Here is a 12,852-nt window from a genome sequence, read left to right as displayed (position 1 = left end):
AGTAGCTTACTAAGACATGTTCGGAGGAATGTGTGTTGAAAAAAGGCCTAATCCTTACCCTCTCCATTGGAGGCGTAATCGCAACCATCCTTGTCAGCGTTTTAATCGGAGTGTTAATTGGGAACGCGGATCTTGAAGAAAACTACACCGAGGATTTGAAGAAAATCAAAGCAGAGATTACTGAATCTGAAATGGCAGCGAAAGAAGAAGGTGAGAAGCTTCTATCGATTCAAAATGAAATGAGCAGTACAGAAGAGAAGCTTGCGACTGAAACTCAGAATCTAGAAGAAGCTAAAGTAAAAGCTGAGGAAGTAAAAAAGTTACTCGATGAGAAGGAAAATGTCTCTGCAGATATTGAAAAGCTAAAAAAAGAAAAAGAAAGCACGAAAAAAGAAATGAGCAAGCTTGAAGATGACATTAAAACGAAAAAGGATAAAGTGAGCACACTAGATAACACAATCAAAGCAAAGAAAAAGGATATTGATCAACTCGAAGAAACCATTGTAAAGAAAAACGAAGAACCTATTAAACTCAGCGCCGGCCAATATATTGTTGGCAGCGATATCCCAGAAGGTCGGTATCAAGTAACGAACGTTGGAGAAGGCACAAACTTCTTCGTTTATAACCCAAGTGGATTACCAACAGTAAACACCATACTAGGAGACAGCATTGTTGGAACGGGGGATTTCGTCTTCTTCACCAGTGATGGGGATGTGATCGAAACCCTGGGACCGGTGAAGTTAATTCCAGTCGAATAAACCACCACACAACCAAAAGGCCGCGCTCACATGAGCGCGGCCTTTTAGTTTCGACAATATGTGTGTTAATTCGGGCGGTGACAGGCACTCGCGACTTGCGAACTCTCGCGAACTCACTTCGGCAGCCGCACCGTACTAAAATTCACTAACTTCCTCACTCCCGGCCATACCGATACTCTCGTCAATACATCCCTTACAAAAATCCCCCACCAGGAAGAAGGCAAGAAGAAGCTCGCAAACCTTCTAGCCGACTTCTGAAGCTTATCGATATCCGGATAGAGAGACCGTTCATAATCCGTAAGCGCAGCTTCCAAATTATTGGGATGTTGATCAAGCGATTTTGCAAGCGTATATGCCCCCGCCATCGCCATGGAAGCACCCTGCCCGGCTAGTAATAAAATGCACTGACAGGAATCACCCACAAAAGTAATCCTGCCGTTTCGCCACTGAGGTAATCCTACTTGCGACACCTCATCGAAGTAAAAATCCTGTGCTTCTTTGCCTGCTTCGAGCAAATCAGGAACAATCCAATTCATATGATCAAAATATTCATTCAGTTGCTCCAGTGCTTTTTCCTTTTGCACATGCCCCTGTTGTTCTGGATAGCGATATAAGAAAAACGTCGCCACTTTATTGCCTCGAATCGGGTAGACAGAAACCTGGCGATTCGGTTCCGAATACGTATAAAAATTCTTATCAATTTTTCAAGAAAAGCAGGGTCTTCAACAATATAAGCCGCTGTATAATAACCCATATAGCGAATTGGCTCCTTCTCTTTCTTAAACGAAAGTGAGCGCACTTTCGATCGCATACCGTCCGCACCTACAACTAAATCACATGTAAGCTTTATACCATCTGAGAGAATCACATGTGCCTTTTCCGCATCCTGTTCAATTCGCTCTGGAGATACACCAAACCGAAACGTAACCTGTTCTCGAACCTTCTCATAAAGCACTGTCTCAAGGTCTCCCCGCATAAAATTGAAGTGCTTTTGGTTTAATAACTCACGTAGAGATTGATAGGAAATCCTGTATTTCTCCGAGCCATTTCCCTTCAAAAAAGAAAGAGAATCAATTGGATAATGAATATGGCTTAAATCATCGAGCATGCCCAGCTTTTCAGCCACGTCATAACCTGCTCCAAAGAAATCAATCATATAGCCTTCCGTTCGTATCGAAGGAGATTTCTCAACAATCGTGACTTGATCTCCTCTTTCACTCAAACAATAAGCAAGGGTTAATCCTGCAATACCGCCACCCACAATACATACGTCCATCACGATTCACCTCACTTTAAAATAAATGTAAGCTTACGACCCGTTTGCTCTAACACTTCTTCAAGACTGCGCTCCTCCTGGTAAAGGTAAATAAGCGTTTCAAACATCACTGAGCTATAAATAAGCTCAGCGGCAATTTCTACTTCGAAATGATCCCGAAGCTTACCTAGTCGCCTTATTTCCTTAAGAAGTTCAACCAGCTCTTCAATAAACATAAAATCGAGCTGCATCAAGCTCTGAAGGAATTCTGGTTTACTTTGATAAGCATTCAATGATGCCACAATCAATTCTCGAAAAAGTTTCTTCTCTAGCAAACTGAAGCCTTCCAAACGCTTCGTTAAATAATTTCGAACGGTAGCTTCAGCTGTCTCCTGAACTTCAAAACTTAGATCCTTCCTCTCTTCCATACCTGTAAATTCCGCTCGCATCACTTCAACGAGAAGCTCTGCTTTAGAAGGAAAGTAATTAAATAACGTTCCTGAACCGATCCCGGCCCTCCTAGCTACAAGCTCTGTTGATGTCGCTTCATATCCTTTTTCAAGAAAAAGACCTTTCGCTACCTCCATGATCGTCTTTCTCGTTGCCTGCTTCTTTTGTTCACGTAGTCCGCTCATCATAACCTCCTAACAGCCCAGTTAATTTATGACTGCGCTCATTTATGAGTACACTCATATTTTAAACCTACTCGTATGAAACTGCAACCTTGCATGGCAAGACTTCCTTCTTCTTAAATCCACATTAAAAAATGCGTTAGAACGATCCCTTCTAAAAAGGAATCGTTCTAACGCAAAACTCGACTTTATTCGCGCTAATTCGGGCGGTGACAGGCACTCGCGAACTCACCTCTACCCCAGAAACACTGCCCCATACGCCAGTGCCCCGACAATCACAAACGCCGGATGCACTTTCATCTTCTCCATCAGTACAAAACTAGCCACAATCAGAAAGATCGTTTGAACCAGCCCCGCACCTTCATACGAACTGGCAAAGAACTGAAACGCCATCACGCCAAGCAAGATCGCAATCGTCGGGCGAATGAGGGCCGTCATTTTCTTCACTTTTGGTGAGTTCTTAAACCGATTTAATAAACTCAGTAGGACAATCATCAGAACGAGCGAAGGTGCCACTGTCGCAAACACACCTACAAATGCGCCAAGAACCCCTCCCTGCTGAAACCCTATGTAACCTGCCATTTTCGTCGCAATTGGTCCAGGTAGGGCATTTGCCATCGCTAGCATTTCACTAAATTCATTCACACTCATCCAGCCGAATCGACCAACAACTTCATTTTCTACAAGCGGGATAGACGCAGGTCCGCCTCCGTAACCAACAATTCCAGGTATGAAAAACGCCACAAAGATATCCCAGTAAATCATGAGGACGGCCCCTTTCTCACCTGATCATCATCGGACTTCCCAGCATTACGAGTCGGCTTAAGTAACGCATAAAGCAGCAAACATCCTATTACAATCCCCGGATGTATCCCCGCAATTTCAATAAATAAAAAGGAAGCAACCGTCAACGCAATGGTTAAAATCCACCCTAAGTTGCCCTGTGCTTTTCTGAAAAAATCATACGTTAACACGGCTAGCATAACACCAACCACTGGAACAACGGCCTGCGTCATCCCCTGTACCCATACTTTTTCTCGAAACGTGGATAGAAACGTTAGTAAGAAAATCATAATTGCGATCGTCGGCACAATCGTTGCCAGCACGGCATTCAGCATCCCCGTAATTCCTGCCACTCGATGGCCAATATACCCCGCCATTTTCGTCGCAATTGGTCCTGGAAGTGAATTCCCCAATGCCAAAACATCTGCAAATTCATCATCGTTCATCCATTTGTATTTCTCAACTACCTCTTTATGTACCAGTGGAATAGAAGAAGGTCCTCCTCCGTACCCAAGCATTCCCACTCTAAAAAAAGCGAGAAAAAGATGCCACTGTTGCATGACCCACCACCTTCCGAAACCTCCCGCCCCTTTTAATAAGCGGCGATCGTTCCGTCTGTTCTTGATTCTGTGCCTCCAAATAAGGTCCCTGACTGCTGATCACGCCAGATAATTTGTCCGCGGCCGAACGCACCCTTTTCCAACTGAACTTCGATTTGATGACCTTTTCGGCTAAGCGCCTCGGCAAGATGAGGCGGGAAAGTCGACTCCACCCACACGCGCTTCCCTTCAACCCACTGCCACCTCGGCGCATCAAGGGCAGACTGCGGATTTAAATGAAAATCAATTAGATTCGTAATCACCTGTAAATGCCCCTGCGGCTGCATAAAGCCTCCCATCACGCCAAACGGGCCAACCGCGTTACCATCTTTACTGAGAAATCCAGGAATGATCGTGTGATACGTCCGCTTTCCACCTTTTAGCGCATTGTCATGCTCAGGATCCATCGAAAAATTATGCCCGCGATTTTGGAGCGCAATCCCGGTGCCAGGCACCACGAGTCCTGAACCAAAGCCCATATAATTACTCTGAATAAACGAGACCATGTTTCCTTCATCATCAGCCGTCGCTAAATAGACGGTACCGCCTTTTGGAGGCTGGCCAGGAGAGGGCAAAAGCGCTTCATCACCAATTAACTGACGGCGACTTTCACCGTAAGCAGGCGAGAGCAAATCCTGAAACGCGACTGACATTTCCTCTTCGTCAGTAATGTACTTCTGTCCATCCGCAAAAGCGAGCTTCATCGCTTCAATTTGCTTATGATAGGTATCGACGGAATCTTTATGATCAAAATCAAACCCATTTACGATATTCAGCGCAGACAACGCAATCAGTCCTTGCCCATTTGGCGGGATCTCCCAAACGTCATACCCGCGATATTGAACTGAGATCGGATCGACCCACTCAGGCGCAAATGACGAAAGATCTTTCTTCGTCAAATACCCATTATACGCTTTCGAAAAAGCATCAATCTTATCTGCAATTTCTCCCTGATAAAAAGAAGCGGCATCGGTTTCTGCGATTTGCCTTAACGTCTCCGCGTGACCCTTCGACTTCCAAACCTCGCCTACTTCAGGCGGACGACCGTCCGGCGCAAACGTTTCAAACCAGTGCTGAAACTCTTCTTTCTTTAACTCTTTTTCAAAATGCGCATAAGCATCCTTCCAAAACTTACTTAAAATTGGAGAAACCGGAAAACCTTCCTCAGCATAGTGAATCGCCGGCGCAAGTGCCTCTTTTAAGGAAAGCTTCCCAAATCGTTTCGACAAAGCAGCCCACGATGCCGGAACGCCTGGCACAGTAACAGGGATCCAACCGTATTTCGGAATTTCATTATACCCACGTTCTTTGACTGAATCAATGGAGATCGATTGTGGCGATGGTCCACTTCCATTCAAACCGTGCAATTCACCCTTCGTCCAAACAAGAGCAAACGCATCTCCGCCGATCCCGTTCGACGTCGGCTCCACTACCGTCAATACTGCCGCAGTCGCAATCGCCGCATCAATCGCATTCCCTCCCTTTTTCAACAGATCTAGTCCTGCCTGTGCCGCTAGCGGCTGGGAGGTGGCCACCATTCCATTGTTCGCTACTGTTGTCATGCGCTGAGAAGCATAGGGATAATGTAAGTAGTCAGTTGTCATTGTTATAAAAGCTCCTTTCGATTTATGTAGAGATGAATAAGCTAAGCACTATTTCCGAATCTCAAAAAATCCATAAAAAAAGAAACCTCTTCATACCTCAGAGATTTTCCCATTATATAAGAAGCTCCCTTGGATGAAAAGGTTTTCTTTAGAATATTTTTATTTTTCGGTCATTTATCAAATTCTTCTCCACAAACGAGACAGCTCACCCAAACGCACTCCCAGGATGATACTCTCCTAGATCCAACTCATTCCTCTCCCCAAGCGCCAACCGCGCAAGCTCAGCGCCAAGAAACGGTCCACTCGTTAATCCCGAAGCTCCAAGACCATTCGCCACCAGCAGTCCTCTCACGCTAGGAACCGCTCCTGCAATCGGAACATTCCCTGGCGTAAACGGCCTGAAGCCTACCTTCGTCTCCACATACGTACTATCCGATAGACCCGGAGCTACTTTCAACGCACGATCAATAATATGCTGAACCCCCCCATTGTAACGCGCAGATCAAAGCCAGCCTGATCTTCCTGTGTGGACCCGATGACAATTCGCCCATTTTCAAACGGAAGGAAATATTGAATAAAAGGCGGCATGACGATTGGCCATTTTCCTGTATCCGTTTCAGGCAGATCGAGATGCACAATCTGGGCTTTTTGAGGTGAAACGAGGAACTTCCTCCCAAGTGGCTGAAGCAGTTCACGCGCCCAAGCACCTCCAGTGACAATCACATTGTTCGCAAAATAGTTCTCGCCATTCACCTCGACTCCGTTGACCTTCGCATCATCCCATAAAAGTGAGGCATCCCCATGAATCACCTTCGCACCGTGATTTTTTGCTCCTCGAATGAGTGCATTTCGTAATGCTCCGCCATTCACACGTGCTGCCCCACTCACATGAACAGCGGCGTAATGATCTGAAAGCGGAGGAAACAGCGCATTTGTTTCAGCAGCTGAAAGCCGTGACACCTCTCCCATTTCAGGCGTATCCTTCCGTCGCTCCATCGCAAGCGCAAGCTTTCTCTCAAGCTTCGCCTCACCTGAATAAATGTTAATCGCGCCAACGCGAGCGTAGCCCGTATCTATTTCGCCATCTTTTCTCAACTCTTCAATTAATTCCGGATAATAACGCGCCCCAGCTTCAACGAGACGATAGAAAGCCCCTCCACGTCGATTCGTTAGCCATGGACATACAATCCCAGCCGCCGCTTCTGTCGCCTGTCCTGCATCTTTCCGATCAACGAGCATCACATCCGCTCCCTGCTTAGCCAGATGATAAGCCGTTGACGCTCCTAAAATACCAGATCCAATTACAATCATTGATTTCATATCTTACACCTTTTCGTCGTTTGTCTGATTAGGTATTTTACAGGAATGTCGGAGGAGACTCAAACATGGCATAACTTGTGATCAAACAAACTTCATGACAAACTGAAGAAAAGGAAAGACTGTAGACGTATCCTGCTATTCTCACCTTTAATCAAACGTTTGTTTAAGAAGGAGGAGTCCCAAATGAATTTCAAAAAAATCATTGATCTCTCGATTCCAGTTCATAACGATACGCCTGTTTTCCCAGGTGATCCGAAACCGAACATCTATCCTGTAGCGGAGCATGACAAAGACGGATATCAGGTGACCCAAATGAATATCGGCACACATACCGGCACACACCTTGATGCCCCTTTCCACTTCCAGAAAGATGGCGATCCCATCGATCAATCAAGTTTAACGAAGGTGATGGGACCCGGCCACGTCATTGATGTAACAGGCAAAGAGCCAGGCGAACAAATCACATTAAACGATGTAGCACACCAAATCGATAGCATCGTTCCAGGAACGATCGCTCTTTTCCATACAGGTTGGTCTAAACATATAGGAACACAGACTTATTTTAACTACCCTTACCTATCCGTCGACATTATTAATACACTACTAGAAAAAGGCGTCACCACTTTCTTTGTTGATGCGCTTAATGTTGATCAACCAGGTGGTTCAACATTTCCAGTTCATGAAGCCATAACCTCCAACAACGGTATTATCGGAGAGAATTTATGTAACCTCGACCAGATCGATTTTGAAAATCCGCTCATCATTGCGCTGCCGTTAAAACTTGAAGGATTGGATGGATCACCTGTGAGGGCAGTTGCGGTGGAAATGGAATAGAAATCTTCCTTTACTTCGATTTCAACATCCACTTATCAACATTTTAGGTACCAACACAAACCAACTCGATCAATAAAGCATCTACTAGTAGTAATTCATTTTATAGGAGGTGCTTTATTGAATTTAGACGAGGTTAAAAAACCGTATGATCTTATTGTGAGTTTGGGTAGTTCATGCAGTCCTGCAGGTCATCTTAGAAGAAATCACTTAAGGAAATTTTCAATGCCTTTTGACTGGATTGTTACTCCGAAACTATCTGACATTAATCGAGTGATTCAAAATCAGTTTAAGGATTTCATGTTACTAGAAAATTTACAACGCATAGATGGACAAGCAAACTTCCTCGACGATAACGAAGTTGCTCAAAATTCAAAAGCTTATTTTGTTCAAGATACGCATAATAATATGCTGTCTGTTCATGATTTCCCCATTCTTCCTAATAAAGAATGGAGCGATACCTATCCGGCCTATCGACAGAAGCTAGAGCGACGGATTGAACGATTTCTTCTGCGATTACAACAGGCTTCCTCCATTCTATTTATCAGATGGTCTGGTAACTATGCAGAAGCGATCGAAATGCAACAAACGTTAAAGAAATGCGTCAACGGATCATTTCATATTCTCTTGCTGACCCCTGATCCAAACCTCGAAATCGTTCAGGATACACACGTTCCAATGGAGGATATTTGTATTCTAAAAGTCCCTAACCAACCAGATAACACGTTAATGTGGGACAAGATATTAGATGGCATCTTATTAAAGCCATAACTTATTCTCGCAATAGGTCGATCATACACAAACAGAGCCCTTCTCTCCCCGAGAGCGGGCTCTGTTTCATTCGACAAATAGTTGTACAGTTCGGGCGGTGACAGGCACCTCTTAATCTAAATCGAACTCCTCAGCAATCTCCGCCATATGATAAGGCATCACTTCATCGTTCATAACGTTTTTAGCGTTTTTGAAGCGAGTGGGGTTTACTTTACGAACCTTCTCCGCACCCTTTCGGTCGTTTAATCCTCGATTCGCTTCATAACCTACATACGAAGGATATCGTGGCACTTCGATATCCTCTTTTCCACGTTCACTTCTCATAGTCGTTTTAGAAGCCTTCCCTCTCCATTGATCCGTTAAGTCAATTGCTGAGTCCGCCCCTTTAAGAATTGCTTTTCTAGCTCCTCTTCTTGATCTCGTAGAAAAAGTAAGCAATAGGAGAGCAGCAGTCACTATACTCCAAAAACCGTTTCTTTTCTTCCACATCACTAAGAACCTCCCAACAAATGGTATACCTACCTAATTATTTTGCTACAAATACCATCACATTATTCCCCTATCTTCCGATCACATCTTAATGGTTTCTACCCCAAATAAAAAGAGAGCCTCGATCAAACCGAGGCTCTCAAAATCATTCTATGAAATAAAATTCTTCCAAACATTAGATAGAGAATTCTCTCCATTAAGTATAAATATTTAAGTTCCCTGACGAACCTTCAATCTTACAAGATGCTTCTCCAACACTTTATTCACTTCCGGAGACTTCTCAAGCGCTACTGAATGACCCGTTCTCCCTATAACCTCGCATCGTCCATTCTCAACTGCTTTCGCAATGTTCTCGGACAGTTTAATCGTATACGCATGATCTTGCTCGCCTGCAACAGCAAGAACCGGCACGGTTACGCCTTCCAGCTCCTCAAGCACACTCTTTCGATGAATAACCTGGTGAGCCGCATCCCCTATGGATGGCTCAAGTTTTTTCATATAATCTCTCCAGTAGTTACGCTCTCTTTCGAATTCCATCGACCCAAGCGATGCATCACCAAACATGATGTACATCAGCGTATCCACAACTTCCTCCGCCCCATTCTTCTGAAGCTGTGTAACAAGCGGCTGGAACTCCTCTTTCTTGTACTCTGCTTCACCAGAACTTCCAAGAACAACGCACGAATGAAGAAGATCCGGCCTTCTAGCCGCAAGTCTTAGGGCTATGAAACCACCCATCGAATTACCGATAAAATGACACTTCTCAATCCCAAGACTTTCAATCAACGCAGCAGCATCATTTGTAAGCGTATCCATATCGAGGTTTGCTAAAGAAGACCTCCCGCTATTCCCTTGACCGCGGTGGTCATAGCAAATGACTCTATAATCTTTCGAAAAATGCTCCACCTGATGTTGAAACATATCAGAGTTAAAGAATAACGAATGACTAAATATCAAAACCGGTGCATCCTTTGGACCATAATCTTCATAATAGAGCGGTGTTTCGTTCACTTCGATAAACGACACGGTAAACCATCTCCTTTAATATGAATTTTGTTATGGTATAACTCCTACAAAGTTCGCTACTAAACAGCATATCCCTCTTTTATAACTGCCTAATATCAAAACAATAGTGAAGAGAGAAACATTCGACAAATTCTTTCATATATCGGGCAGTGACAGGCACCGTCCTCCACACCACGACCAAAGACACAATTCCGCTAATTCTCATTGACCACGCTTCCATAAAAAGGTACCTTTAATATGACACTTATCCTCGCTGTCGTTTTTTTTGTATCATACAAGGAGGCTACCGTATGGCAATTTATTCTGAACGAGAAACTTGGAGCACCGCTCAAATGCACGCCCATCAATTAGAAGGATTAAATCGAACAATCAGACACGCCTACCATAACATCCCTTTCTACCACGAGACTTTTAAGAACATACATATAACCCCAGATGATATCCAGTCACTCGACGATCTGCAACGACTTCCATTTACAAAGAAACATCACCTAAGAGAAAATTACCCTTTCAAGATGCTCGCCTGTCCTATGGACGAAGTTGTCCGCATCCATGCTTCATCTGGGACGAGCGGTAAACCAACCGTAGTCGCCTATACAAATAATGATATTCAAAATTGGGCTGATATTGTTGCAAGATCGATCACACTCGCAGGCGGACAAAAGGGAGACATCCTTCATAACGCCTACGGATATGGACTGTTCACAGGTGGCCTCGGTCTCCATGCAGGCTCAGAGCGACTTGGCTGCGCAACAGTCCCGATATCAGGCGGAAATACAGCTAATCAAATTACCCTAATTCAAGATTTTAAGCCCAGAATCATTTGCTCCACTCCATCCTATCTCCTTAACATTGGAGAAGCGATGATGATGCAAGGCATTGATCCAGCTTCAACCTCATTACAATTCGCCATTCTTGGCGCTGAGCCTTGGTCGGAAGAAATGAGATTTCAGATCGAAAAATTATTTCACCTGAAAGCAACGGACATTTATGGATTAAGTGAAGTAATGGGACCGGGCATTGCAATGGAATGTGCAGAATGTCAGAATGGCCTCCACATCGCAGACGATCATTTTATCGCTGAAATCATTAACCCTGATACTCTCGATCAAGTCGACGAGGGACAATACGGCGAACTGGTTTTCACTAGCCTTACAAAAGAAGCTCTTCCAATAATAAGATACCGAACAGGCGACATTGCATCCATTACGAGAGAAAAGTGTCTTTGCGGCAGAACAACCACAAGAATGAGCCGTGTAAAAGGACGTATTGATGATATGCTCATTATCAGAGGAGTTAACGTTTTTCCTTCTGAAATCGAACGGTATATTTGTAATCTAGAAGAACTCGTCCCGCACTATCAAATCCACTTGCAGAAAAAAAGGCCACTTAGATCACGTAACCTTGCATGTCGAAGTAGAGCAGGAGTTTTATAAAAAGCTAGAAATGAATTTTAACCATCCTATGGCGGTGAAGCTTGTTGAGAGTCTTGGAAAAACTCTTAAAATCAAAACGCTTATATCAGTGGATATCCAATTGAAAGAGCCACACTCAATACCTCGCTCCGAAGGAAAAGCAAAGCGAGTGCTAGATGCCCGTACAAAAATTATTCCTAAAACTTCTATCCATTAATTCAAAACAGGCTGACAATTCCTCTCGTCAGCCTGTTCGACATTTAGCGACATAGTTCGGGTGGTGACAGGCACCGCGCAACCGCGCACCAACATACCACCTACCCCCTAAATAACCGCCCGCTCACCCTCTACCTCAACCACTCGCTTCGTTTCATTCGCTTCCAGTGCAGCTAGAATCACCTGCAACGATTTCATTCCTTCTTCACCACTGACGGCTGGTACAGTATCGTTCGCAATGCAATCCACGAAATTCTCAACCACGTGCGTCGTTTGCTGTCCCCCCGCTTCATTCGTTTGGATTTTCTGAAGCTCATAATTCACGACATCACCGTTTTTGTACTGAACAACCAGTGAATGCTCCGGATCATCCTCTAGGCGAAGCACCGCATTTTCCCCATAGATTATGGTTGAATTATCACCGCCAGAAACGTAAGACCAGCTTGCTGTGAGTGTGCCAATCACTCCCGTCTCCATTTTAAGAATGCGCACCGCGTTATCATCCACATCCGTGTTATCCTTCGCCTTTGTTTCTACAAACGCGCCTACCTCCACAATTTCTCCAAGCAAATAGCGCATCAGATCTGATTTATGTACGCCAAGGTCTCCCATCGCTCCGATAAACGCTCGCTCTTTATCGAAGAACCAGCTACCCGCTCCATCAATACTCCACCGTTCAGGTCCAGGATGACCGAACGTTGTGCGGAAGCTGTAGACCTTTCCAATCTCGCCGCCTTCGATCAATTCCTTCGCTTTCACGTGTGACGCGACGAATCGCTGATTATGAGCAATCATTAGCTTTTTTCCATTTATCTCCGCTGCCTCATTCATTGCTTTCGCTTCCTCAATTGAAGTCGCCATCGGCTTTTCACAAAGAACGTGCTTACCTGCTTTCAAGGCCGCAATCGATACAGGTGCGTGCAACGCGTTTGGTAAACACACGCTCACTGCATCTATTTCATCATCTTCAAGTAACGTGAGATAATCAGTATATGCTGTGCCGCCATACACGCTCACCATTTCCTCTGCGCGCTCTTTCACCACATCACAAACCGCTACAATTCCCACATTTTCCTCTGCATTGTACTCCGGCAAATGACGCCGTCTCGCAATACTTCCACAACCGATAACCGCTACTTTCATTTTTTTCATT

General features: G+C 44.5%; 12 protein-coding genes and 2 pseudogenes. 4 read left to right on the top strand and 10 right to left on the bottom strand.

Annotation, left to right across the window (positions count from 1 at the left end):
- Positions 1-35: 35 nt before the first annotated feature.
- Positions 36-758 carry a hypothetical protein gene (locus ACIFPW_RS07730; RefSeq protein WP_430243266.1) on the top strand — a complete coding sequence of 241 codons (723 nt, stop codon included), beginning with the start codon at positions 36-38 and terminating at the stop codon, positions 756-758.
- A gap of 113 nt (positions 759-871) precedes the next feature.
- Here ACIFPW_RS07730 and ACIFPW_RS07725 read toward each other — a convergent pair whose 3' ends face one another.
- From ACIFPW_RS07725 to ACIFPW_RS07695, 7 genes and pseudogenes are all read right to left on the bottom strand, one after another.
- A complete protein-coding gene (locus ACIFPW_RS07725; RefSeq protein WP_430243265.1) occupies positions 872-1,387 on the bottom strand; it encodes a hypothetical protein in 516 nt (171 codons plus the stop codon).
- Positions 1,312-2,034, bottom strand: a complete 723-nt coding sequence (locus ACIFPW_RS07720) for an FAD-dependent oxidoreductase (protein ID WP_430243263.1) — start codon at positions 2,032-2,034, stop codon at positions 1,312-1,314. Before ACIFPW_RS07720 ends, ACIFPW_RS07725 begins: the two co-directional genes overlap by 76 nt.
- Before the next feature lie 11 nt (positions 2,035-2,045).
- Positions 2,046-2,648: a TetR/AcrR family transcriptional regulator gene (locus tag ACIFPW_RS07715; protein WP_430243262.1), complete on the bottom strand. Its 603-nt coding sequence runs from the start codon at positions 2,646-2,648 to the stop codon at positions 2,046-2,048.
- A 231-nt stretch (positions 2,649-2,879) separates the two neighbouring features.
- Positions 2,880-3,410: a chromate transporter gene (locus ACIFPW_RS07710; protein WP_159785525.1), complete on the bottom strand. Its 531-nt coding sequence runs from the start codon at positions 3,408-3,410 to the stop codon at positions 2,880-2,882.
- A complete protein-coding gene (locus tag ACIFPW_RS07705) occupies positions 3,407-3,988 on the bottom strand; it encodes a chromate transporter (RefSeq protein ID WP_430243260.1) in 582 nt (193 codons plus the stop codon). The genes ACIFPW_RS07710 and ACIFPW_RS07705 overlap by 4 nt, the downstream gene beginning before the upstream one ends.
- Positions 3,989-4,020: 32 nt before the next feature.
- Complete coding sequence (locus tag ACIFPW_RS07700; protein WP_430243259.1) at positions 4,021-5,631, bottom strand: gamma-glutamyltransferase family protein; 1,611 nt, start codon at positions 5,629-5,631, stop codon at positions 4,021-4,023.
- A gap of 205 nt (positions 5,632-5,836) precedes the next feature.
- Positions 5,837-6,951, bottom strand: a pseudogene (locus ACIFPW_RS07695) (NAD(P)/FAD-dependent oxidoreductase).
- Positions 6,952-7,134: 183 nt separating this feature from the next.
- Here ACIFPW_RS07695 and ACIFPW_RS07690 point away from each other — a divergent pair.
- Entirely contained in the window at positions 7,135-7,785 is a 651-nt protein-coding gene (locus ACIFPW_RS07690; RefSeq protein ID WP_430243257.1) for a cyclase family protein, read from the top strand.
- A gap of 117 nt (positions 7,786-7,902) precedes the next feature.
- On the top strand, positions 7,903-8,553 hold the full coding sequence (locus ACIFPW_RS07685) for a DUF1796 family putative cysteine peptidase (protein ID WP_430243255.1): 651 nt from the start codon (positions 7,903-7,905) through the stop codon (positions 8,551-8,553).
- Positions 8,554-8,664: 111 nt separating this feature from the next.
- On the opposite strand, the gene ACIFPW_RS07680 is transcribed toward ACIFPW_RS07685, so the two are convergent.
- Positions 8,665-9,042 carry a hypothetical protein gene (locus tag ACIFPW_RS07680; protein ID WP_430243254.1) on the bottom strand — a complete coding sequence of 126 codons (378 nt, stop codon included), beginning with the start codon at positions 9,040-9,042 and terminating at the stop codon, positions 8,665-8,667.
- Between the two features lie 210 nt (positions 9,043-9,252).
- On the bottom strand, positions 9,253-10,068 hold the full coding sequence (locus ACIFPW_RS07675) for an alpha/beta fold hydrolase (RefSeq protein ID WP_430243252.1): 816 nt from the start codon (positions 10,066-10,068) through the stop codon (positions 9,253-9,255).
- A gap of 290 nt (positions 10,069-10,358) precedes the next feature.
- Here ACIFPW_RS07675 and ACIFPW_RS07670 point away from each other — a divergent pair.
- Positions 10,359-11,700, top strand: a pseudogene (locus ACIFPW_RS07670) (AMP-binding protein).
- A gap of 107 nt (positions 11,701-11,807) precedes the next feature.
- Here ACIFPW_RS07670 and ACIFPW_RS07665 read toward each other — a convergent pair.
- Entirely contained in the window at positions 11,808-12,851 is a 1,044-nt protein-coding gene (locus ACIFPW_RS07665; RefSeq protein ID WP_430243250.1) for a Gfo/Idh/MocA family protein, read from the bottom strand.
- Position 12,852: the final 1 nt, after the last annotated feature.

This window comes from Pseudalkalibacillus sp. NRS-1564 (assembly GCF_050467905.1).
Taxonomy (GTDB): domain Bacteria; phylum Bacillota; class Bacilli; order Bacillales; family Guptibacillaceae; genus Guptibacillus; species Guptibacillus hwajinpoensis_B.
Note: the sequence above shows the minus strand (reverse complement) of the source record. Positions and strands in the feature narration are given on the sequence as shown.

Excerpts from the sequence above, each read along its gene's own strand:
- ACIFPW_RS07715 (WP_430243262.1), bottom strand. The coding sequence starts at position 2,648 with ATGAGCGGACTACGTGAACAAAAGAAGCAGGCAACGAGAAAGACGATC.
- ACIFPW_RS07690 (WP_430243257.1), top strand. The coding sequence starts at position 7,135 with ATGAATTTCAAAAAAATCATTGATCTCTCGATTCCAGTTCATAACGAT.
- ACIFPW_RS07710 (WP_159785525.1), bottom strand. The coding sequence starts at position 3,410 with ATGATTTACTGGGATATCTTTGTGGCGTTTTTCATACCTGGAATTGTT.
- ACIFPW_RS07665 (WP_430243250.1), bottom strand. The coding sequence starts at position 12,851 with ATGAAAAAAATGAAAGTAGCGGTTATCGGTTGTGGAAGTATTGCGAGA.
- ACIFPW_RS07680 (WP_430243254.1), bottom strand. The coding sequence starts at position 9,042 with ATGTGGAAGAAAAGAAACGGTTTTTGGAGTATAGTGACTGCTGCTCTC.
- ACIFPW_RS07705 (WP_430243260.1), bottom strand. The coding sequence starts at position 3,988 with ATGCAACAGTGGCATCTTTTTCTCGCTTTTTTTAGAGTGGGAATGCTT.
- ACIFPW_RS07700 (WP_430243259.1), bottom strand. The coding sequence starts at position 5,631 with ATGACAACTGACTACTTACATTATCCCTATGCTTCTCAGCGCATGACA.
- ACIFPW_RS07720 (WP_430243263.1), bottom strand. The coding sequence starts at position 2,034 with ATGGACGTATGTATTGTGGGTGGCGGTATTGCAGGATTAACCCTTGCT.